The sequence below is a fragment of the Microbacterium proteolyticum genome (genome assembly GCF_029639405.1).
In the GTDB taxonomy this organism is placed as follows: Bacteria; Actinomycetota; Actinomycetes; order Actinomycetales; family Microbacteriaceae; genus Microbacterium.
Genome location: NZ_CP121274.1, coordinates 2,743,475 through 2,762,858 on the forward strand (window position 1 = coordinate 2,743,475; position 19,384 = coordinate 2,762,858).

Sequence of the window (19,384 nt, forward strand, 5' to 3'; positions counted from 1 at the left end):
CTCCAGCCCCGGCGAACCTCTCGACGGCGAGGTAACAGCGGCTCGTCGTATACTGGGTGGCTGGCCATCCTCGGCCTTTCTCCCTCCCCTTCGACGAACGGACGTCTGCTGTGCTCGCCGTGCACGATCTCGAGATCCGCGTCGGCGCGCGCGTGCTCATGTCGGAGGTGTCGTTCCGCGTCTCGGACGGCGACAAGATCGGTCTGGTCGGCCGCAACGGTGCCGGGAAGACCACGCTCACCAAGGTCCTCGCCGGCGACCTGCTGCCCGCGAACGGCGGAGTCGACCGCAGCGGCGAACTCGGCTACCTTCCGCAGGATCCCCGTTCCGGCGACCCCGAGATGCTCGCGCGCACGCGCATCCTCGACGCCCGGGGCCTCGGGTCCCTCGCCCTCGGCATGCACGAGGCGTCGATGGCGATGGGCGACGACGACCCCGCCGTCGCCGCGAAAGCGATGAAGAAGTACGGCCGGCTCACCGAGGAGTTCGAATCCGCGGGCGGCTACGCGGCCGAGGCCGAGGCGGCATCCATCGCCCACAACCTCTCGTTGCCGGACCGCATCCTCGACCAGCCGCTGAAGACCCTCTCGGGTGGTCAGCGCCGCCGTATCGAACTCGCGCGCATCCTGTTCTCGGACGCGCAGACGATGATCCTGGACGAGCCCACCAACCACCTGGATGCCGACAGCGTCGTGTGGCTGCGCGAATTCCTCAAGGGGTACAAGGGCGGGCTCATCGTGATCTCGCACGACGTCGAGCTCGTCGGCGAGACGGTGAACCGGGTGTTCTACCTGGATGCCAACCGCCAGGTCATCGACGTCTACAACATGAACTGGAAGAACTACCTGCGCCAGCGGGTGGCCGACGAGGAGCGCCGCAAGAAGGAGCGTGCCAACGTCGAGAAGAAGGCCACGGCCCTGCAACTCCAGGCCGCCCGGTTCGGCGCGAAGGCCTCCAAGGCCGCCGCCGCGCACCAGATGGTCGCGCGCGCCGAGAAGATGCTCCAGGGCCTCGACGACGTCCGTCAGGACGAGCGCGTCGCCAAGCTCCGGTTCCCCAAGCCCGCGCCGTGCGGCAAGACCCCGCTCATGGCATCCGGTCTGTCGAAGTCGTACGGATCGCTCGAGATATTCACCGACGTCGACCTCGCGATCGACCGCGGGTCGCGCGTGGTCATCCTGGGGCTCAACGGTGCGGGAAAGACGACGCTGCTGCGGATCCTCGCCGGCGTGGATCAGCCCGACACCGGTCAGCTGGAGCCCGGGCACGGTCTGAAGATCGGCTACTACGCGCAGGAGCACGAGAACCTCGACGTCACGAGGTCGGTGCTGGACAACATGATGTCCGCCGCCCCCGACATCACGGCGACCGAGGCGCGCAAGGTGCTCGGCTCGTTCCTGTTCGTGGGCGACGACGTGCTGAAGCCGGCCGGCGTGCTCTCGGGCGGCGAGAAGACGCGACTCTCGCTCGCGACGCTGGTGGTGTCGTCGGCGAACATGCTGCTGCTCGACGAGCCCACGAACAACCTCGACCCCGCCTCGCGCGAGGAGATCCTGGGCGCCCTCGCGCACTACGAGGGTGCGGTCGTGCTCGTGTCGCACGACGAGGGCGCCGTCGAGGCGCTGAACCCCGAGCGCGTGCTGATCCTCCCCGACGGGGTGGAAGACATCTGGGGCCGCGACTACGCCGACCTGATCACGCTCGCGTAGATCCTGTCCGGATCGAGCGGATGCCGCGGCGGCAGTGTTCTTCTCGTGCTCAGCGGGCGTCGAGCGTGATGCTCAACGGGCGTCCAGCAGGGCGTCTTCGTCGTCGGCGTCGCGGTCCTTCGGACGCTTGCGGGAGCGGTGGAGTGCGACGGGGTCGACGCGGCGGCGCTCCGTCGGAACCTGCTCGGCTTCGGGTGTCGGCTCCGGTTGGCCGCGGAGCTCGGCCTCCTCGGCCTCCTCGCGGCGCAGTCGTCGCTCGCTCACGATGACGTACGTGATGAAACCGAACCCCATCACGGCGAACAGGATCCACTGCACCGCGTAGGACAGATACGGGCCCGGGTCGTTGCTCGGCGGGTCGACGGGAGTGGGGGCGGTCGCCGGCGCGGGCGATTCCGACATGAGCAGGCCGTACGCACCCTGTTCGATGGGTCCGGTCTGCTCGGCGACGAGACCGAGATTGATCGTCGGCACCTGCCCGGGCTCGGCGGTGCGCCCCGAGGTCGGTGCGGCCTCCTCGGGCCGAAGCCGGACCTCGATGACGACGTCGCCGGCGGGGGGCGCCGGGATCTCGTCGGGATCGGCTTGACGGTTGCCCGGCGGAAGCCAGCCGCGATCGACGAGAAACGTCCGGCCGTCGACCAGACGGAAGGGGACGAGCTGTTCGAACGCCGCCGTCCCGCCGTGCGCTCGGTTGCGCACCAGCAGCTGTTCGTCGGCGAGGTATCGCCCTTCCAGCCGCACCGGACGCCACTCGTCGGCGGGGTTCATCTGCGCGCCCGGTGCGAGCAGGTCGGCGAGCGGCACGGGTGCGGCGTCGTAGTTGTCGGCGACGAGCTGCAACTGCTCGCTGCGATCGGCGTTGCGGGAGAACTGCCAGTTCGACAGGAAGCCGCACGCGATCGCGAAGAGGATCGCGATCCCGACGTACATGCTCCACCGCGCGGCGGCGGGCATCTCGCGCGCGCTCACGACGACGCTCCGCGGGGGGCGGCCCCGGGGCGGGCGACGCGGACGCGCAGAGGGCTCCGCGCGGCTCGTACGTTCACCTCGATCGACCTGACCACGTCGTCCAGCGTACGTCGGTCGGTGCTCCCGCGCTCACGCCGCGTCGTCCGCCAGTGCGGAGACCTCGACGGGGAAGTCGCGCGCCCTCAGGAACTCGCGCAGGTATCCGACGTGCTCGCCGCACGCGACCCAGGTCTTGCGGCGGTCGGCGGAGTGGATCCGAGGGTTCCGCCACCGGATCGCCCACTCGGCGGACGCGCGGCAGCCGGCGCGGGAGCATTCGGCGGGGGCGTCGGTCACGACCGGTCGTCGCGCGGCTGCTCGAGACGCGCCGTCTCGGCGATGCGGATCACGGTCGGGGCCTCCGCGGACGGCGACACGGGTGCCGACGGCGCGGCCTCGATCATGCGCTCGGGGTTCACCGCGTCGACCGTCGCGGCATCCTGCCCCACGTTCGCCACGACCACGGCGAGGTAGGGGAGGAAGATCGCGCCGGCGGCGAACACGAAGGTGTACCAGCCGTAGGGGGTCACGAGGAACATGGCTCCGAAGCACGCGAAACGGATCCCCATCATCACCATGTACTTGACGAGACGGGATCCGGCGTCGTCCCGGGGAGCCTGCGGGAGCGACGTCGCTGACTGGGCGCGGGGCGATGTCTTCACGGTGAACCCCAGGGTACGCCCGTCTCGCGGGGCGAGGGCGCGATTAGGCGCCGTATCGAGAGGACTGGCTCGCCGCGATCCCCACGAACACGATGAAGAAGATCGTGAGCAGCAGGACCACACCGATTCCGACCCAGCCGATGATGGTGCCCGCGAGCGCCATGCCGCGTCCCTGCTCGCCCGTGCGCTTGATCTGCGCGAGCGAGATGTGTCCGGTGATCACACCGGTGATCGGTCCGATGACCGGGACCAGCCCGATGAACCCCGCGATGGATGCCACGAGCGAGATGATCGCGAGCACGTTGGTCCGCACGGCGGATCCGTAGCCGCCGGCGACGGGAGCCGATCCGTACGGGGACTGGCCATATGCCGTGGTCTGGCCGTACGCCGGTGCCTGGCCGTAGGCCGGGGTGCCGTAGGGCGGCGCCGCGGGTGCACCGTAGGCGGGGGCTGCGGGGGCGTCGTACGTCGGAGTCGCGGGGGCGTCGTACGCGGGGGCCGCGGGGGCGTCGGAGGTCGGCGGAGCGTACGACGGCGCGTCCGCGGCGGGCGCGGGCGGGATGGGCGGCGCCGGGGGAGCGGGGTGCGCGGCGGCGTCGTGTGCGCCGGTGGTGGCCGGCGTCTCGCCTTCGCTGCGCGGGGCGGGGTTCTGGTCGTCGCTCACGGGTGTCCCTTTCGTCGTGCTCGCGTCCAGGCTTCCAGCGCGGCGCGGGCCGTGTCAAACGCCCGGGGGCCGGGCGGGACCGAGGTCGTCGGTAGGCTGGGCCGGTTCCGTCCCTCGCACCGCAGGAGTCTCACATGTCCCAGGACCGCGTCGTCGTCGTCACCGGAGGAAACCGCGGTATCGGACGAGCCATCGCCGAACGCTTCGTGGCCGAGGGCTGGCGCGTCGCGGTCACCGCACGGTCGGGCGAGGGACCGGCCGGAACGCTCACGGTCCGCGCGGACGTCACGGACGCCGTCGCCGTGGACGCCGCGTTCAGTGAGATCGAGGCCGAGCTCGGACCCATCGCCGTCGTCGTCGCCAACGCCGGCATCACGAAGGACATGCTGCTGCTGCGCATGAGCGAGGACGACTTCGACAGCGTGGTCTCGACGAACCTCGGTGGCGCCTTCCGCGTCGTCAAGCGCGCGTCGAAGGGCATGCTGAAGGCGCGCTGGGGTCGCGTCATCCTGATTTCGAGTGTCGTCGGGCTGTACGGTTCGGCGGGCCAGATCAACTACGCCGCGTCGAAGAGCGCCCTCGTCGGGTTCGCCCGATCGCTCACCCGCGAGCTCGGCGGCCGCGGCATCACCGCGAACGTCGTCGCGCCCGGGTTCATCGAGACCGACATGACCGCCGAACTGCCCGCGGACACGCAGGCCGAGTACAAGAAGAACATTCCGGCCGGCCGCTTCGCGTCGGCGGATGAGGTCGCCGGCGTCGTCACGTGGCTCGCGGGCGACGACGCCGCCTACATCTCGGGCGCCGTCATCCCCGTCGACGGCGGACTGGGCATGGGGCACTGAGCGCAGGTCTCCTTCGCGGACACCGGTGCTTCTTCGGCGGTGTGCGGGGGTAGGGCGGAGGAATCCCGCACCTCCCCGCACCTCCGCTCAGCGCACCGCCGCGCGCAGCTTCTCGGCGAAGGCCTCGGGTTGCGAGAACTGGGGCCAGTGACCGCTGCCGAGCGTGACGACCTCGACGTCGCGGATCCGCGCGAACTCGTCGGCGAACGCGCCCCACTGGGTCAGGACCTCGCGGACGCCGTCCTCGTCGAGTTGCCCCGACAGCACCGTCACGGGGATGTCGTGGCGACGGTCGTCTGAGAGCGGGATCGGGTCGGTCGGGACGCTGCCCGGGACGTCGATGACCGCGGCTCCCACGCGTCGGCGCGTCTCGTCGTCGAGGTCGGCGATGTCGGGCTCGTCGAAGAAGTCCCACCCGGGGAACGGGACGACACCGTCCTGGACGGGGAACTCGGAGATCATGGCGCCGGGCGGTGGGGGCATGGTGTCGACGAAGACGACGCGCGCGACCCGCTCGGGACGGGCGTCGGCGGCGCCCCACACGACGTTGCCTCCGCCGGAGTGCCCGACGAGCACCACGGGGTCGGTGGCGGCGTCGACCTGAGCGACGACCGCGTCGACCCAGTGCTGGATGCCGGCGTCGGGATCGGTCGGGAGGGTCAGCGGGTGCACGCGGTGCCCCGCCCCGGTGAGCGCGGGGGTCACGGCATCCCACGACGATGCATCGAGCCAGAGGCCCGGAACCAGGATCACGTCCATGACGTCACTGTAGGCCGGGCCGCCGACATCGCGGAGAGGACGTCAGCGCGGGAGAAGCGGCACCACCGCGGCCAGATCCACGGGGCCGATCACGAGGTCGGCCGCGGCGCGGACGGCGGGCTTGGCGTTGAACGCGAGGCCGAGACCGGCGGCCTCCATCATGCGGAGGTCGTTGGCACCGTCGCCGATCGCGAACGTGAGGTGCGACGGCACGCCGTGCGCCGCGGCCCACTCGCGCAGGGTGTCGGCCTTGGCCGCGGCATCCACGATCGGTCCGTCCACCTCTCCGGTCAGGGCGCCGTCGGCGACGCCGAGGCGGTTGGCGCGCCACACGTCGACGCCGAGGTCGGGCGCGACGGTGTCGAGCACCTCGTGGAACCCACCGGAGACCACGCCGACCAGCCCGCCGCGGGCGTGGACTGCGTCGATGAGCGTGCGCACCCCGGGTGTCGGTTCGATCCGCGCGATCGCGCGGGCGAACGCCTCGATCGGGACCCCGGCGAGCGCGGCGACACGGGACCGGAGGCTGTCGGCGAAGTCGACCTCGCCGCGCATCGCGGCCTCGGTGGCCGCGGCCACCTCGGCTCCGCGGCCGGCTTCGTCGGCGAGGAGCTCGATGACTTCGTTGCGGATGAGGGTGGAATCGGCATCCAGGACGACGAGGAAACGGGCGGGCGCAGGCACGGCCTCGACCCTAGCGCGTCATGCGGTGACCCACGCGGCGCCGGTCGGAGCGGCCGCGCGTAGGCTCGGAGGACACGTGCCCGCCGCTGAAAGGATCACCCGATGGCCGACGTCGAGAGCTTCACGCTCGACCACACCGCCGTTCTCGCCCCCTACATCCGCCTGATCGGCACGGAGTCGGGCCCACGCGGAGACGTCATCTCGAACTTCGACGTGCGCCTCGTGCAGCCCAACGAGGGGGAGATCCCGACCGCCGGCATCCACACGATCGAGCACCTCCTCGCGAGCCTCCTGCGCGACCGGATCGACGGCGTGATCGACATCTCGCCGTTCGGATGCCGCACCGGCTTCCACCTCATCATGTGGGGAGAGCCCGACCTCGGTGACGTCGTGGCCGCCGTCTCCGACTCTCTTCGCGCGATCGCCGAGGACGTGGAGTGGGAGGACGTTCCGGGCACCGACGCGTTCAGCTGCGGCAACTACCGCGACCACAGCCTGCACACCGCGCGCGAGTGGTCCAAGCTCGTGCTCTCGCAGGGCATCAGCCGCGACGCGTTCGCGCGCGTCGGCGTCTGATCCTCCCGAGACGCGGAAGGGGCGGTGACCATCGCGGTCACCGCCCCTTCCGGCATCCGGGATCAGACGTCGACGCGGACGTCCTTGCCGACCACGGTGATACCGGTCTCGGTCACGGTGAAGCCGCGCGCGAGGTCGCGTTCGCGGTCGACCCCGATGGTCGCGCCCGGCGCGAGGGTCACGTTCTTGTCGAGGATCGCGCGGTGGATACGTGCTCCCGCGCCGACCTGCACGCCGTCGAAGAGGACCGAGTCGGTGATCGTCGACCCGCCGCCCGCGAGCGCCCACGGTCCGACGACGCTCCGCTCGAGGTGCGTCCCCGACAGCACCGACCCGAGGGACACGATCGAGTCGATCGCGTTGCCGATGCGGCCCACCGAGTCGCGCACGAACTTCGCCGGGGGAGCGTTGAAGGTCTGCGAGAAGATCGGCCAGTCGTCGTTGTAGAGGTTGAAGATGGGCAGCGTCGAGATCAGATCCATGTGGGCGTCGTAGAACGACTCGATGGTGCCCACGTCGCGCCAGTACGAGCGGTCGCGGGACGTCGACCCGGGGACGTCGTTGCGCTGGAAGTCGTACACCGCCGCCTCGCCGCGGTTGACGAAGTACGGCACGATGTCGCCGCCCATGTCGTGCGCGGAGGTCGGCAGCTCGCCGTCGTGCGTGACGGCCTCGACGAGCGCGTCGGCGTCGAAGATGTAGTTGCCCATCGAGGCGAGCACCTCGTGCGGCGCGTCGGCGAGACCCGTGGGGTTCTGCGGCTTCTCGAGGAACTCGCGGATCATCGTCGGGTCGGAGGGGTCGGTGTCGATGACGCCGAACTGGTTCGCCAGTGCGATGGGCTGGCGGATGCCGGCGATCGTCGCCCGCGCGTCCGAGGCGATGTGCGCGTCGAGCATCTGCTTGAAGTCCATGCGGTACACGTGGTCGGCGCCGATGACGACGACGATGTCGGGCTTCTCATCGCGGATGAGGTTCATCGACTGCAGGATGGCGTCGGCCGAACCCGAGAACCATCGCTTGCCGAGGCGCTGCTGGGCGGGGACGGATGCCACGTACGAACCGAGCATCGGCGACATGCGCCACGTCTGGGAGATGTGCCGGTCGAGGCTGTGCGACTTGTACTGCGTCAGGACGACGAGCTGTCTCAGGCCCGAATTGATGAGATTCGAGATCGCGAAGTCGATGAGACGGTACTGGCCTCCGAAGGGGACGGCGGGTTTGGCTCGATCCGCCGTGAGGGGCATGAGTCGCTTTCCCTCGCCGCCGGCGAGGATGATTCCGAAGACCTTCGGCGCTGCAGGCATGGCACCACACTAGGGGGCGCGCGCGATCCCGGGAACAGACGCGCGGCAGGGGTTTCGCTGCGCTACGGTTCGTCTCATGCGCGTCGACGTCGTGACCAAGGAGTACCCGCCGGAGATCTACGGGGGAGCGGGTGTCCATGCGACCGAGCTGGTCCGTGCGCTGCGGGCGGAAGGCACCGAGGTGCAGGTGCGGGCCTTCGGTGCGCCGCGCGACGAACCCGATACGACGTCGTACGCGGTGCCGTCCGAACTGGCTGCCGCGAACGGTGCGATCCAGACCCTCGGGACCGACCTCGAGATCGTGTCCGACGTCGCCGGCGCGGACGTCGTGCACTCCCACACGTGGTACGCGAACTTCGCTGGGCACCTGGCATCCCTTCTCCACGGCATCCCGCACGTCGTCACCGCCCACAGCCTCGAACCGCTGCGGCCGTGGAAGGCCGAGCAGCTCGGCGGCGGCTACGCCGTGTCGAGCTACATCGAGAAGACCGCCTACGAGGGGGCCGCCGCGGTGGTCGCGGTGAGCGAGGGGATGCGCCAGGACATCCTGCGCAGCTACCCCGCGCTCGACCCCGGCAAGGTGCGCGTCATCTACAACGGCATCGACACCGAGGCCTGGCATCCCGTCTCGGATGACGAGTTCCTCGCCTCCGTCGGCATCGACGCCGCGCGGCCCTCGGTGGTGTTCGTGGGGCGCATCACCCGTCAGAAGGGGCTGCCGTACCTGCTGCGCGCGGCCGAGCAGCTGCCGCCCGACGTCCAGCTGGTGCTCTGCGCGGGCGCCCCGGACACCCCGCAGATCCTCGCCGAGGTCGAGGAACTCGTCCGCGGTCTCCAGGCCACCCGCGAGGGCGTCGTGTGGATCGACCGGCTGCTGCCCCGTCACGAGCTGTGCGCGATCCTCACCGCGGCCACGACGTTCGTCTGCCCGTCGGTGTACGAGCCCCTCGGCATCGTCAACCTCGAGGCCATGGCCTGCGGTGCGGCGGTCGTCGGCACGGCGACCGGGGGCATCCCCGAGGTCGTCGTGGACGGCGTCACCGGCCGCCTGGTGCCGATCGAGCAGCTGCAGGACGGCACCGGCACTCCCGTCGACCCGGAGCGTTTCGTCGACGATCTCGCGCGCGTGCTCACCGAAGTGGTGACGGATGCCGCGCGCGCCGCCGAGTACGGCGAGGCCGGACGCCGACGCGCGATCGAGGACTTCAGCTGGGGCGCGATCGCCCAGACCACCGCGGCGCTGTACGCGGAGGTCGCGGGGAAGTAAGGGGCCCTTCCCCAGGCCGGGGTGGCGCGCCGTTACCGGTGCGCTGAGGCCGTTAGGCTGGAGGCATGCCGCAGGTTCTGGAGTTCTCCGACGTCGTCGTCCGCCGGAACGCCCGGGACATCGTGTCCCACCTCGACTGGACCGTCACCGACGATCAACGCTGGGTGGTGCTGGGCCCGAACGGCGCCGGCAAGACCACGGTCCTGCAGCTGGCCGACACGCTCATCCACCCGACCTCGGGCTCGGTGACGATCCTCGGCGAGCGTCTGGGGCGTACCGACGTGTTCGAGCTGCGCCCGCGCATCGGTTTCGCCTCGTCGGCGATGGCGCGCCGCGTGCCGCCGGAGGAGACGGTGCTCGACGTCGTCCTGACCGCCGCGTACTCGGTGACCGGTCGCTGGCGCGAGCAGTACGACGACATCGACGAGCGCCGCGCGCTGCGCGTCCTCGCGGAGTGGCGCCTCGACCACCTCGCCGACCGCACGTTCGGAACGCTGTCGGACGGCGAGCAGAAGCGCGTGCAGATCGCCCGGGCCGTCATGACCGACCCCGAGCTGCTGCTGCTCGACGAGCCCACCGCGAGCCTCGACCTCGGTGCCCGTGAAGAGCTCCTCGCCCTCCTCTCCGGCTACGCGCAGGCCCCGACCACGCCGGCGATGATCATGGTCACGCACCACGTCGAGGAGATCCCCGTCGGGTTCACGCACGTCCTCCTGCTGCGGGACGGGGAGGTCGTGGCATACGGGCCCCTCTCCGAGGCGCTCACGGCCGAGAATCTGACCGCCACGTTCGGCGTCGAGATCACCCTGAGCCAGGATGCCGGTCGCTACGCGGCCCGCGCCTCCTGACGGCCGCACGGCGAGCGTCGTGCGCGGGCCGTGGGCCTGGTAGACTTGTCCTTTGGTGCCTCCGGCGCCGCAGACTTTGACCGTCCTGGCAGAATCCAGGGCACCACTTCTCAAAGGACTTCCCATGAAGACTGACATCCACCCCACGTACAAGGCTGTCGTGTTCCGCGACCTCGGCTCGGGCGAGACCTTCCTCACCCGTTCGACCGTGTCGAGCGACAAGACGATCGAGCTCGACGGTGTCGAGTACCCCGTCATCGACGTGGAGATCTCGTCGGCTTCGCACCCCTTCTACACGGGCAAGCAGCGCATCATGGACTCGGCCGGTCGCGTCGAGAAGTTCAACCAGCGCTTCAAGAACTTCGGCGGCTCGCGCTGAGTCCCAGCGGTTCTCGCCGGAAGCCCTCGTCCTTCGGGACGGGGGCTTCCGTCATTTCGGGGATCGGCTACCAGGCGCGGCCGCGGAGGTCCACGGTGCCGGGCGGCCAGGCATCCGCGCGGGTGCGGAGCGGCAGGATCAGGAGCGGCGGGCCGGGCTCGACGACCACCGCCGAGCCGTCTCGCGCCACGGAGCGTTCGAGGGCGGAGATCCGGTGCCATCCGCACGCCCGGTAGAACGGGACGGCGCTCTCGCGGCATCCGAGGAATCCGAAGTCGACGTCGCCGGCGGCTTCCATCGACACGGCGCAGTCGCCCAGGAGCCGGCGCCCGAGGCCCCGCCCGCGCGCGCGGTCGGCGACGAGGACGCCGCCGACCCCCGCGATGGCGACCTCGGTTCCGCCGACGTCGATCCGGCGGCGCGCCCAGCCGACGTGACCGACGAGGCGAGACCCGTCCCACGCGAGGACGTGGACGTCGTGACCCGCATAGCCGTAGGGCTGTGCCGGATGCCATGGGCCGAACGCGTCGAGGTACTCGGCGTCGAAGAGGGAGCCGAGGGCGACCAGGTCGTCGGACCCGAGGCCGTCGTGAGGCACCGCCTCGATCCGAAGAGCGCGCGTCACGGGGCGGGGGAGGCGGCGGGGGTCAGCGGCTTGCACGGGTATTCGCGCAGCACCAGCGCCGTGGTGACCGGGCCGAAGCGCGCGAGGGAATCCACCACGCGTTCCAGCCGCGCCGCGTCGACGCAGTGGACGTCGAAGATCAGGCAGTCCTCGCCGGTCACCCGGAGGGTCGAGGTGACGTCGGCCGTCTGAGCCGCCAGGTGCATCGCGGCGCTCAGTTGCGCGTGCGTCGTGCGCAGCCGGATGACGGCACGGATGTTGAGCCCGACCGCGGCGGGATCGACGACGGCGCGGTACCCGGCGATGACCCCGGCCCTCTCCATACGCAGGATGCGGGCACTGGCGGCGGGCTGGGACAGGCCGACCCGCCGGCCAATCTCGGCGCCCGTCAACCGCCCGTCCTCTTGCAACAGCGCGAGGATGCGTTGGTCGACGCGGTCGAGTGATTCCATCGTGTTCTCCCTTCGACGCTTTAAGAACGCTTGCCGGGCGTGCCGGCGGTCGATGGTCTCATCATCATGGTTCACGGGGGCGTTCGCGGAACGTCCGATCGGCGATGGAGTGAGAAGGAGCAGGATGATCGGCTATGTCGTGGTGCCCGGGATCGACGGGTCGGATGACGCGCACTGGCAGTCGCGATGGGAGCAGGCCTGGGGAGAGCGGGCGGTGCGGATCGAGCCGGGCTCGTGGTCGGTGCCCGAGCTCGACGATTGGGTCGAAGCGATCGATCGCGGCGTGGGCCTCCTCGATCCGCGCGTCGACGACATCGTGCTGGTGGCGCACAGCCTGGGATGCTGGGCCGTCGTGGAATGGCTCGCCACCACCACCCGGCGACCACTCCGTGCTCTCCTCGTCGCACCGCCGGACCCGTCGGGCAGCGCATTCCGATCGGTCGTGACGGCCAGTTTCCTCGGGATGTCCGCACGCCCGCTGCCGAGTGCGACCGTCCTGGTCGCCAGCGTCGACGACCCGTTCTGCGCCGTCGACGTGGCCCGGGAGCTCGGACGCCGGTGGGGGAGCGCGTTCGAGGCGATTCCCGCGGGCGGCCACCTCAACTCCGCGAGCGGCTTGGGGGACTGGCCGCGCGGCAAGGAGGCTCTGGCGCGGCTGATCGGGCGGTGAGGGGCGGACGACACTCCCGTGGTGGAGGTCCTGCGGCGGGCGTGGCGCTTCTGGCGGCGGGCGTCGCGTGTCGGGGGTGGGCGTTGCGCGTCGCGTGGCGGGCGTCGCGCCTCACGCTTCTGGCGTCACCCCTCAGGCGTCTACCGATGCCCCGGAGGCGACGGTGCCGATCGTGCGGGGGACTCCGAGATCGTCGCGGCGGTCGGCCCACATGCGCTGGTGCTCGCGGGCGGCCGCGACGACCGCGGCATCCAGGTCGGCGATCGCCAGGCCCTCCGGAGGGGTGGACGTCGCGGGGGTGTCGCCGGGGGTCGCGGCGGCCACGCCGGTGACACGGCGGCCGAGCGGGTCGAAGACCGCGGAGCCGCCGATGAAGTCGTGGGACCCGCCGGTGAGGCCGCTGAACACGACGTACATGCCGTTATCGAGCGCGCGGGCGGCGTAGTGGACGTCGCGGCGGTGGGAGCCGCCCGGGAAGTACGCGCCACTGTTGACGTAGACGTCGGCACCCGCGGCGGCGGCCGCGGCAGCGTGCTCCGGGAAGTTCGCGTCGTAGCAGACCGACAGCGCGAGACGCAGGTCGTTCACCACGAACGAGAATCCGCCCTCGCCGGCGGCGAAGACGGCGCGCTCGCTGTCGTAGAGGTGCTGCTTGTCGTACGCCATGACCGGGGGCTCGCGCGGGACGACGATCACGTCGGTCAGCGTGCGACGGTCGACGCGGTCGAGGGCGGTGTTGAGGATTGCGACCACTCCGGTGCCGTCGACGGCGCGCTGCACGGGGGCGAGCCACGCGGGGTCGTCGGCGGAGGGGAGGGAGCCGGCGAACGCGGACTCGTCGTATCCGGTGGTGAAGGCCTCGGGGAACACGACGACGTCCGCGCCCCGCTCGGCGGCGCGTTCGATCCACGTCGCCGCGCTCGACAGGTTGGCCGCGATGTCGCCGGGCGTCGCCTCGGCTTGGACGGTGGCGATGCGGACGGTCACCGACGAATTCTCGCAGGTGTGTCGGCGCTGGTCGGCGCCGTCGGGCCGGATCGGATCGCTGCAGCGGGGTGGGTGCCGTAGCGCGGGATTGGAGCGCCGGAGCGGCGTAGGGGTTACCCCGGCGGAACGGGTCAGCGGGCGGGGTGCGGCCCGGTGCTCAGCGGATCAGCCGGACGGTTCGGGGGATCGGCCCGAACGATGACTCGGCGCCGTCGGGCCGGAACCCGTTGCGGCGGTAGAACGCGTGGGCCCGGGGATTGTCGGCGGCGACCCACAGGGACGCGGGCCGGTCGCCCAGAGTCGCGTGGAGGAGCGCCTGACCGACGCCCGATCCGTGGGCGCTTTCGAGGACGTACAGCATCGCGAGTTCCTCGGGGCGGACGGCATCCGATTCCGTCGACGGTGTCGTCGACGCGAACCCGACGATCCCCTCGGGGCCCTCGGCGACGATCGTCGACGTTCCGGCCTCGCGCAGAGTGGCCTCCCACACGGCGATGCGACGGTCGACGCTGAACCACGGGTTGGTGTCGGGGTCGTCGACGAATCTCCCGTACGTCTCCCGCCAGGATGCCGCGTGAACGCGGGCGATCGCGGGGGCGTCGGCGGGCCGTGCGGGGCGCAGCGCCCAGGCACGCTGGGCACCCGGGGCACCCGGGGCACGCGAGGCCGGCGAATCGGGCGGCGAGGACTCGGGTGGCACGTCCATGGGGGGAGCGTACCGGGCGCTGCGGAGGCAGTCCGAAACGCGGGTCGTCCCTGGCTCGGGGGCGTCCCCCTTGCGGTTCCACGGGACGACGAGCTTCCCGCGTGCGGCCGCCGGTTGTTCCGGGGTGCGTGTCGTTCCGGGTGCGTGTCGTCCGGGAAGCCGGTCGTCCTGGCAGCCGGTCACAAGGTGTGCTCGCCCGCTCGGCGCGGTTCCGGGCTAGAACGGCGGCGGGTCGGCGTCGACGTGCGCGCCGAACGGGGTCGTCCATGACAGGCCGCCGGTATCGGGGTCGCGGCCGGCGGCCCAGCGACTCTCGTGGCGGAGGCGATGATGGTGGCGGCACTCGGGATCGAGGTTGTCGTCGTCGGTCGTGCCGCCCTCGCTCCAGGCGTGCAGATGGTCGAGGTCGCACTCCCGGGTCGGGCGGGCGCAGCCGGGGAAGGCGCACGTCGGCGACGTGATCCCGAGCCAGCGGCGCAGTGCCGTGGGCACCCGGTAGGTGGTGCGGTCGAGGGTGACGGGCGCACCCGTCACGGGGTGGGTGAGCACGCGGATCCACGACGTCGCATCGCCCGCCAGCCGCCGGGCGGTCTCGAGGTCGATCGGGCCGTACCCGTCGAGGGTCGCGGGAGCGTCGTCGGCGCCGAGCAGGGTCAGAGCCGGGATGGTGACGACGATGCCCGGACGGGCGGCAGCCGGGCTCACGCTCGACGCGGGGACCCGGGATCCCGCTGCCGCGGTCTCGAGGTCGGCTGTGGCTTCCGCGGGCCGTGCCCCGACGAGGAGGTCGGCGAACGCATCGGCGCGGAGTTGAGCGAGCGTGCGCGTCTCGTCGTCGGCGGTCGCGAGGTGTCGCGCGGCGCGGTCGACCCGCGTCATCGCCGCCGCGGCACGGTCGGCGGGAAGGAAGGCGGTGAGTGTGGCCATGCCGTCGAGCTCGGGCGTCATCCAGACACCCCGGTCGCCGCGGGCGCGACCGTGGCGCGTCACAAGGGACTCGGCGTGGACACGTTCCCGCAGTGTTCGCGCCGAGGTGGCGAACCGGGCGGGCGCGAGCCTCAGCGCCCGGTCGAGGGCGCCGGTGTCGAACGCGACCCACGAGTCGCGATCCGGCGGGAGAGTGGCGGCTAGCCGCGCGGTCTCGACGGCGTGGCGCTCTGACACACGGCCCTCGGCGAACCCGGCCCATATCCGCGGGCATCGCTCGCGGAGCACGGTCGCGTGCGCAGCCTGCGTGCGCACGGTCTGCTCCGCCAGACGGAGCCGGACCGCGATCTCGGCCACCGCGGCGCGCTCGGCCATGTCGAGGCGATCGCGGCGGACGGCGGCGACCGTGCGGCCCCGGGGGTCGTGCCACAGTCCGTCGAGAGTCGGGTCGGGACCGACCCACACCGCGGGGTCATCGAGCGCGTCCTGCAGCACGCGGAGGATCAGGTCGTACTCTGCGGCAGCGGCCCGGTGCCGTGCGGTGGACGAGTCCTCGAGGCGGTCGAGGAGCGAGGCGGGTCCGTGCGACGGCCCGCCGCCGGGGGCGGTGCCCAGGGGATCGTCTTCGTCGACCAGCCCGAGCGTGATCGCCCAGGCGGAATCCGCGTCGGAACGCAGGGTGTCCTCGTCGGGCCAGGGCGCCTCGTCGCTGCGAACGGTCGCGACTGACCGATCGGCTGCGGGAGGCGGGAAGTCCATGAACCAACGCTAGCGAGGGCCTCCGACATCGCCCGTGGGAGATCCCAGCCCGTCATCGAGCGCCGCCCGTGGCCGGTCGTCGTGGGCCGCCGGCCACCACCGGCCGACGGTCACCGTCGGCGACAGGTCATCGCGACAGTCGTCCGCGCGTCAGCGGATCGGCCATGCCCCGTCGAGCGGGGGAGCCGTGGCATCCAACCGCCCGATCTTCACGAAGTACTCGGTGAGGCTCGCCGCCTGCGCGCGCGCCCACGCGATCTGGCGCGTGTGCAGCTCGTCGAGGGTCGGTGGCAGCCAGGCCGCGTAGCGTTCGGCGAGGGCCAGGGCCAGGCGCCCCGCGGCGACGGCGTCGGCGCAGGCCTCGTGAGCCGCCTCGAGCGGCACGGCGTAGTGCGCCGCGACGTGGGTGAGCGTGCGCTTGCCGCGGCGGTAGCGGTCGTAGGTCTTGTCGACGACGAGCGGATCGATCACCGGCGACGGTGCGTCGATCGGCGCGACACCGTGGCGCAGCGCCTCGTACTTGAGCAGCGAGAAGTCAAACGGCGCGTTGTACGCGACCACCGGGATGCCCGCGTCGAACAACGCCCGCAGCGCCTCGACGACCTGTGACACGACCTCCGCGGCGGGCGCTCCTTCGGCGCGGGCGTGGGCCGTGGTGACACCGTGGATCGCCGCGGCACCGGCGGGGATCTCGACGCCGGGGTCGGCGAGCCAGTCGCGCGCGTCGATGATGTGGCCGTCCGCGTCGAGCACGCCCACGTGCGCCGTCACGATCCGGTCGTTGCGGACGTCGACGCCCGTGGTCTCGAGGTCGAACACGCCGACGACGCGCGCCCACTCGGGCGTCTGGAACAGAGGGAGCGGCTCGGCCTGCCACGTGGTCATGCGCTCACAGTAGATCGGGGCTCCGACACGACCGCCGAGGCGCTCCGCGGCACGGCCGGAGCCAACGCGTGCAGCCTAGACTCGACGGATGCCGAACCCCTACGCCCCGCTCCTGGCCGAGATCCCGGTCGAGCGCGGAACGGCCGACGTGCTCGGTGGGACGACGGCCTACTGGACCTACGGCGACGCCGCCGATCCGATCACGATCGTCGCCGTGCACGGGTTCCGCGGCGAGCACCACGGACTCGAGCCCGTGGTGGCGCATCTGGCCGGCATCCGGGTCATCTCTCCCGACCTGCCCGGCTTCGGCGAGACGCCCCCGCTCCCCGGCCGCACGCACGACCTCGACGCGTACGCCGCGTGGCTGCGGGCGTTCGTCGAGTCGGTCGCGCCGGGCGCGATCGTGCTCGGGCATTCGTTCGGCTCGATCGTGGCGTCCGCGGCCGTGGCGGGCGGGCTCGCCACGCCCCGGCTGATCCTCGTCAACCCGATCGGCGCCCCCGCGCTCGAGGGGCCCCGCGGCGTGCTCACGCGCCTCGCCGTCTTCTACTACCTCGCCGGCGCGCGGCTCCCGCGCGCCCTCGGCGACGCGCTGCTGCGCAACGGCGTGATCGTGCGGGTGATGAGCAACGCCATGGCCAAGACCCGCGATCCGCGCCTGCGCCGGTTCGTGCACGAACAGCACGACGCGTACTTCTCGCGATTCGCCGACCGCGACGTGCTCCACGACGCGTTCGTCACCAGCGTCTCGCACGACGTGCGCGAGTTCGCCCCGCGAATCGTGCAGCCGACCCTCCTGATCGCGGCCGAGAAGGACGACATCACCCCCATCGAGGCGGAACGTCACCTGGCCACGCTCTTCCCGGATGCCGAACTCGTCGAGATCCCCGACGTCGGCCACCTGATCCACTACGAGACGCCCGCCGCCGCGGCATCCGCGATCCGAGGATTCCTGGAGCGCTGAGCGCGCGGATGCGGTTGCGGTGTCAGGCGGGCTGATCCGCCTTGCGTCGTCGATAGGCGTTGACGTTCATGCGGTTGCCGCAGTTTCCGGCGTCGCAGTAGCGCTTCGATCCGTTCTTCGAGAAGTCGACGTAGACGCCGCTGCAGTCGTCGGCGTCGCACACGCGGACGCGGGCGTACTCGTCGGCGCGGATCACGTCGACGAACGCCATCGCCGCCTCGACGAGCATGCGTTGAGCGAGGGCGTCCGCGGGGTCGGAGGCGTGGATGTGCCAGTCGAAGTCGTCGTGCCGCACCAGCTGGGGCAGCGCCTTCCCGTCGCGGAGCATGGCGTTCACCAGGGGCACGGCCTCGTCGCGGTCGACGGTCCACAGCTCGTAGATCCGGGGGCGGATGCCACGGACCGCCGCCAGTTCCCGGTCGTCACGCGTGCGCGAGCCGGTGTAGGCGTGGCGGGTCGCGAAGTCGTCGAGCTGGTCGGGTGACACGAGCGTGTCGACCCCCGTCGTGTCGGTGTGGGGGAGCGTGTTCACGAGCTCGACCGTGGCGCGGAGGACGAGCTCGGTGTCACGAATGAAGACCATGTTGACTCCTGACAGGCGAAGGCTCTACTGTCACGAGTGTAAACGTACTTGACTCATGACAGCGGGCTTTGCATGACTACTTCCTCCGCCACCCTCCCACGTCCGACCCACCGGGCGTCGGGTGCCGTCACCGGACTCGCGATCGCGGTCGCCTCGGCGCTGGCGTTCTCCTCCAGCGGACCCTTCGTCAAGCCGCTCCTCGAGGGCGGCTGGTCGCTCGGCGCGGTCCTGCTGGTGCGCATGGGGCTGGCATCCCTGCTGCTTTCCCCCGCGCTCATCCGTGCCGTGCGGCGCCAGCCCGGATTCGTGCGTCGCCACGGCCTCCTCATCCTCGCGTTCGGTCTGACCGCGGTGGCCGGCTGCCAGCTCTTCTACTTCGCGGCGATGCAACGCATGCCCGTCGCGGTGGCCCTGCTCATCCAGTACATCGCGCCGGTTCTGCTCGTCGCGGCGGTGTGGGTGCGCACCCGCCGCGCGCCCTCGAAGCTCGTCATGATCGGATCGATCGTGGCGATGGTCGGGCTCGTGCTCGTCGTCGACATCAGCGGCGCCCGGTTCGACCTCCTCGGGACCCTCTTCGCCCTGTGCGCCGCGGCATGCACGGCCGTGTACTTCGTGATCGCCGCCCGGGCGGGCGACTCGCTCCCGCCGCTCGCGCTCGCGGCCGGCGGTCTCGTCGTCGGGACGATCGTCATGGGCGTCCTCGTGGCCACCGGTGTGCTGCCGTTCGCGGCGCCCTCGATCACCGTGTCGATGCTCGGCATGGAGGTGCCCGGCATCCTGCCCCTGCTCTGGGTCGGCTGCGTCGCCACGACGCTCGGCTACGCGCTCGGCGTCATCGCCGTTCCGCTCATCGGGTCGCGGGTCGCGTCGTTCGTCGGCCTCAGCGAAGTGCTGTTCGCCCTCGGGTTCGCGTGGCTGCTGCTCGGCGAGACCCCCGCGCTCGTGCAGTTCATCGGGGGAGCGGTGCTCCTCGCCGGCGTCGTGCTCGTGCGGATGGATGCCGGTGACCCGATGGAACAGCGGACCGAGACCGCGACCATCCCGGTGGTGCCGTCGCCGTAGACGGGGCCGGGGGATCGGCCGTAGCCGCGTCGCCCGAGCCCGCCGCGAGC

At 71.5% G+C, this 19,384-nt stretch carries 23 protein-coding genes; 9 read left to right on the top strand and 14 right to left on the bottom strand.

Annotation, left to right across the window (positions count from 1 at the left end; genetic code table 11):
- The first annotated feature begins 110 nt into the window (after positions 1-110).
- The gene (locus P8R59_RS13750) at positions 111-1,709 is read left to right on the top strand and encodes an ABC-F family ATP-binding cassette domain-containing protein (RefSeq protein WP_278101524.1); all 1,599 of its coding nucleotides are present in this window, start codon (positions 111-113) and stop codon (positions 1,707-1,709) included.
- A gap of 72 nt (positions 1,710-1,781) precedes the next feature.
- On the opposite strand, the gene P8R59_RS13755 is transcribed toward P8R59_RS13750, so the two are convergent.
- The 4 genes from P8R59_RS13755 to P8R59_RS13770 all read right to left on the bottom strand — a co-directional run bounded on the left by P8R59_RS13755 (position 1,782) and on the right by P8R59_RS13770 (position 4,046).
- Positions 1,782-2,666: an SURF1 family cytochrome oxidase biogenesis protein gene (locus tag P8R59_RS13755; RefSeq protein ID WP_278103831.1), complete on the bottom strand. Its 885-nt coding sequence runs from the start codon at positions 2,664-2,666 to the stop codon at positions 1,782-1,784.
- 144 nt (positions 2,667-2,810) lie between these two features.
- On the bottom strand, positions 2,811-3,017 hold the full coding sequence (locus tag P8R59_RS13760; RefSeq protein ID WP_278101525.1) for a hypothetical protein: 207 nt from the start codon (positions 3,015-3,017) through the stop codon (positions 2,811-2,813).
- On the bottom strand, positions 3,014-3,382 hold the full coding sequence (locus P8R59_RS13765) for a DUF3099 domain-containing protein (RefSeq protein WP_278101526.1): 369 nt from the start codon (positions 3,380-3,382) through the stop codon (positions 3,014-3,016). Before P8R59_RS13765 ends, P8R59_RS13760 begins: the two co-directional genes overlap by 4 nt.
- A gap of 43 nt (positions 3,383-3,425) precedes the next feature.
- Complete coding sequence (locus P8R59_RS13770; RefSeq protein WP_278101527.1) at positions 3,426-4,046, bottom strand: DUF4190 domain-containing protein; 621 nt, start codon at positions 4,044-4,046, stop codon at positions 3,426-3,428.
- A 134-nt stretch (positions 4,047-4,180) separates the two neighbouring features.
- On the opposite strand from P8R59_RS13770, the gene fabG reads away from it, so the two are divergent.
- Positions 4,181-4,891 carry a 3-oxoacyl-ACP reductase FabG gene (fabG, locus tag P8R59_RS13775; protein WP_278101528.1) on the top strand — a complete coding sequence of 237 codons (711 nt, stop codon included), beginning with the start codon at positions 4,181-4,183 and terminating at the stop codon, positions 4,889-4,891.
- A gap of 87 nt (positions 4,892-4,978) precedes the next feature.
- On the opposite strand, the gene P8R59_RS13780 is transcribed toward fabG, so the two are convergent.
- Positions 4,979-5,650, bottom strand: a complete 672-nt coding sequence (locus tag P8R59_RS13780; protein WP_278101529.1) for an alpha/beta fold hydrolase — start codon at positions 5,648-5,650, stop codon at positions 4,979-4,981.
- A 42-nt stretch (positions 5,651-5,692) separates the two neighbouring features.
- Positions 5,693-6,334, bottom strand: coding sequence for a phosphoserine phosphatase SerB (gene serB, locus P8R59_RS13785; protein ID WP_077050016.1), 642 nt, complete (start codon positions 6,332-6,334; stop codon positions 5,693-5,695).
- A gap of 102 nt (positions 6,335-6,436) precedes the next feature.
- On the opposite strand from serB, the gene P8R59_RS13790 reads away from it, so the two are divergent.
- On the top strand, positions 6,437-6,910 hold the full coding sequence (locus tag P8R59_RS13790) for an S-ribosylhomocysteine lyase (protein WP_077050017.1): 474 nt from the start codon (positions 6,437-6,439) through the stop codon (positions 6,908-6,910).
- Positions 6,911-6,972: 62 nt separating this feature from the next.
- On the opposite strand, the gene glgC is transcribed toward P8R59_RS13790, so the two are convergent.
- A complete protein-coding gene (gene glgC / locus P8R59_RS13795) occupies positions 6,973-8,217 on the bottom strand; it encodes a glucose-1-phosphate adenylyltransferase (protein WP_077050018.1) in 1,245 nt (414 codons plus the stop codon).
- A gap of 76 nt (positions 8,218-8,293) precedes the next feature.
- Here glgC and glgA point away from each other — a divergent pair, with 76 nt between their 5' ends.
- The 3 genes from glgA to P8R59_RS13810 all read left to right on the top strand — a co-directional run bounded on the left by glgA (position 8,294) and on the right by P8R59_RS13810 (position 10,711).
- Positions 8,294-9,484, top strand: a complete 1,191-nt coding sequence (gene glgA, locus P8R59_RS13800; protein WP_278101530.1) for a glycogen synthase — start codon at positions 8,294-8,296, stop codon at positions 9,482-9,484.
- Positions 9,485-9,549: 65 nt separating this feature from the next.
- Positions 9,550-10,332, top strand: coding sequence for an ABC transporter ATP-binding protein (locus tag P8R59_RS13805; protein WP_278101531.1), 783 nt, complete (start codon positions 9,550-9,552; stop codon positions 10,330-10,332).
- A gap of 124 nt (positions 10,333-10,456) precedes the next feature.
- Positions 10,457-10,711, top strand: coding sequence for a type B 50S ribosomal protein L31 (locus P8R59_RS13810; RefSeq protein WP_076490581.1), 255 nt, complete (start codon positions 10,457-10,459; stop codon positions 10,709-10,711).
- A gap of 67 nt (positions 10,712-10,778) precedes the next feature.
- Here the strand turns inward: P8R59_RS13810 and P8R59_RS13815 are convergent, their stop codons facing one another.
- Positions 10,779-11,309 carry a GNAT family N-acetyltransferase gene (locus P8R59_RS13815; RefSeq protein WP_278101532.1) on the bottom strand — a complete coding sequence of 177 codons (531 nt, stop codon included), beginning with the start codon at positions 11,307-11,309 and terminating at the stop codon, positions 10,779-10,781.
- A gap of 23 nt (positions 11,310-11,332) precedes the next feature.
- Positions 11,333-11,788, bottom strand: a complete 456-nt coding sequence (locus tag P8R59_RS13820) for an Lrp/AsnC family transcriptional regulator (protein WP_278101533.1) — start codon at positions 11,786-11,788, stop codon at positions 11,333-11,335.
- 124 nt (positions 11,789-11,912) lie between these two features.
- Here P8R59_RS13820 and P8R59_RS13825 point away from each other — a divergent pair, with 124 nt between their 5' ends.
- Positions 11,913-12,458 carry an RBBP9/YdeN family alpha/beta hydrolase gene (locus P8R59_RS13825; protein WP_278101534.1) on the top strand — a complete coding sequence of 182 codons (546 nt, stop codon included), beginning with the start codon at positions 11,913-11,915 and terminating at the stop codon, positions 12,456-12,458.
- Positions 12,459-12,590: 132 nt separating this feature from the next.
- Here the strand turns inward: P8R59_RS13825 and P8R59_RS13830 are convergent, their stop codons facing one another.
- The 4 genes from P8R59_RS13830 to P8R59_RS13845 all read right to left on the bottom strand — a co-directional run bounded on the left by P8R59_RS13830 (position 12,591) and on the right by P8R59_RS13845 (position 16,722).
- Positions 12,591-13,445, bottom strand: coding sequence for a carbon-nitrogen hydrolase family protein (locus tag P8R59_RS13830; protein WP_278101535.1), 855 nt, complete (start codon positions 13,443-13,445; stop codon positions 12,591-12,593).
- Between the two features lie 157 nt (positions 13,446-13,602).
- Positions 13,603-14,151: a GNAT family N-acetyltransferase gene (locus P8R59_RS13835; RefSeq protein WP_278101536.1), complete on the bottom strand. Its 549-nt coding sequence runs from the start codon at positions 14,149-14,151 to the stop codon at positions 13,603-13,605.
- Positions 14,152-14,367: 216 nt separating this feature from the next.
- The gene (locus P8R59_RS13840) at positions 14,368-15,837 is read right to left on the bottom strand and encodes an HNH endonuclease signature motif containing protein (protein ID WP_278101537.1); all 1,470 of its coding nucleotides are present in this window, start codon (positions 15,835-15,837) and stop codon (positions 14,368-14,370) included.
- A gap of 150 nt (positions 15,838-15,987) precedes the next feature.
- A complete protein-coding gene (locus tag P8R59_RS13845; protein ID WP_278101538.1) occupies positions 15,988-16,722 on the bottom strand; it encodes an exonuclease domain-containing protein in 735 nt (244 codons plus the stop codon).
- 88 nt (positions 16,723-16,810) lie between these two features.
- Here P8R59_RS13845 and P8R59_RS13850 point away from each other — a divergent pair, with 88 nt between their 5' ends.
- Positions 16,811-17,686, top strand: coding sequence for an alpha/beta fold hydrolase (locus P8R59_RS13850; RefSeq protein ID WP_278101539.1), 876 nt, complete (start codon positions 16,811-16,813; stop codon positions 17,684-17,686).
- Positions 17,687-17,708: 22 nt separating this feature from the next.
- Here P8R59_RS13850 and P8R59_RS13855 read toward each other — a convergent pair whose 3' ends face one another.
- Positions 17,709-18,269 carry a CGNR zinc finger domain-containing protein gene (locus P8R59_RS13855; RefSeq protein ID WP_278101540.1) on the bottom strand — a complete coding sequence of 187 codons (561 nt, stop codon included), beginning with the start codon at positions 18,267-18,269 and terminating at the stop codon, positions 17,709-17,711.
- A gap of 72 nt (positions 18,270-18,341) precedes the next feature.
- Between P8R59_RS13855 and P8R59_RS13860 the strand changes: the two genes are divergently transcribed.
- A complete protein-coding gene (locus P8R59_RS13860; protein ID WP_278101541.1) occupies positions 18,342-19,334 on the top strand; it encodes an EamA family transporter in 993 nt (330 codons plus the stop codon).
- Positions 19,335-19,384 lie beyond the last annotated feature (50 nt).

Excerpts from the sequence above, each read along its gene's own strand:
- P8R59_RS13835 (WP_278101536.1), bottom strand. The coding sequence starts at position 14,151 with ATGGACGTGCCACCCGAGTCCTCGCCGCCCGATTCGCCGGCCTCGCGT.
- P8R59_RS13840 (WP_278101537.1), bottom strand. The coding sequence starts at position 15,837 with ATGGACTTCCCGCCTCCCGCAGCCGATCGGTCAGTCGCGACCGTTCGC.
- P8R59_RS13860 (WP_278101541.1), top strand. The coding sequence starts at position 18,342 with ATGACTACTTCCTCCGCCACCCTCCCACGTCCGACCCACCGGGCGTCG.
- P8R59_RS13825 (WP_278101534.1), top strand. The coding sequence starts at position 11,913 with ATGATCGGCTATGTCGTGGTGCCCGGGATCGACGGGTCGGATGACGCG.
- glgA (WP_278101530.1), top strand. The coding sequence starts at position 8,294 with ATGCGCGTCGACGTCGTGACCAAGGAGTACCCGCCGGAGATCTACGGG.
- P8R59_RS13820 (WP_278101533.1), bottom strand. The coding sequence starts at position 11,788 with ATGGAATCACTCGACCGCGTCGACCAACGCATCCTCGCGCTGTTGCAA.
- P8R59_RS13755 (WP_278103831.1), bottom strand. The coding sequence starts at position 2,666 with ATGCCCGCCGCCGCGCGGTGGAGCATGTACGTCGGGATCGCGATCCTC.
- P8R59_RS13805 (WP_278101531.1), top strand. The coding sequence starts at position 9,550 with ATGCCGCAGGTTCTGGAGTTCTCCGACGTCGTCGTCCGCCGGAACGCC.
- P8R59_RS13810 (WP_076490581.1), top strand. The coding sequence starts at position 10,457 with ATGAAGACTGACATCCACCCCACGTACAAGGCTGTCGTGTTCCGCGAC.
- P8R59_RS13850 (WP_278101539.1), top strand. The coding sequence starts at position 16,811 with ATGCCGAACCCCTACGCCCCGCTCCTGGCCGAGATCCCGGTCGAGCGC.
- P8R59_RS13790 (WP_077050017.1), top strand. The coding sequence starts at position 6,437 with ATGGCCGACGTCGAGAGCTTCACGCTCGACCACACCGCCGTTCTCGCC.
- P8R59_RS13845 (WP_278101538.1), bottom strand. The coding sequence starts at position 16,722 with ATGACCACGTGGCAGGCCGAGCCGCTCCCTCTGTTCCAGACGCCCGAG.
- fabG (WP_278101528.1), top strand. The coding sequence starts at position 4,181 with ATGTCCCAGGACCGCGTCGTCGTCGTCACCGGAGGAAACCGCGGTATC.
- P8R59_RS13780 (WP_278101529.1), bottom strand. The coding sequence starts at position 5,650 with ATGGACGTGATCCTGGTTCCGGGCCTCTGGCTCGATGCATCGTCGTGG.
- P8R59_RS13855 (WP_278101540.1), bottom strand. The coding sequence starts at position 18,269 with ATGGTCTTCATTCGTGACACCGAGCTCGTCCTCCGCGCCACGGTCGAG.
- glgC (WP_077050018.1), bottom strand. The coding sequence starts at position 8,217 with ATGCCTGCAGCGCCGAAGGTCTTCGGAATCATCCTCGCCGGCGGCGAG.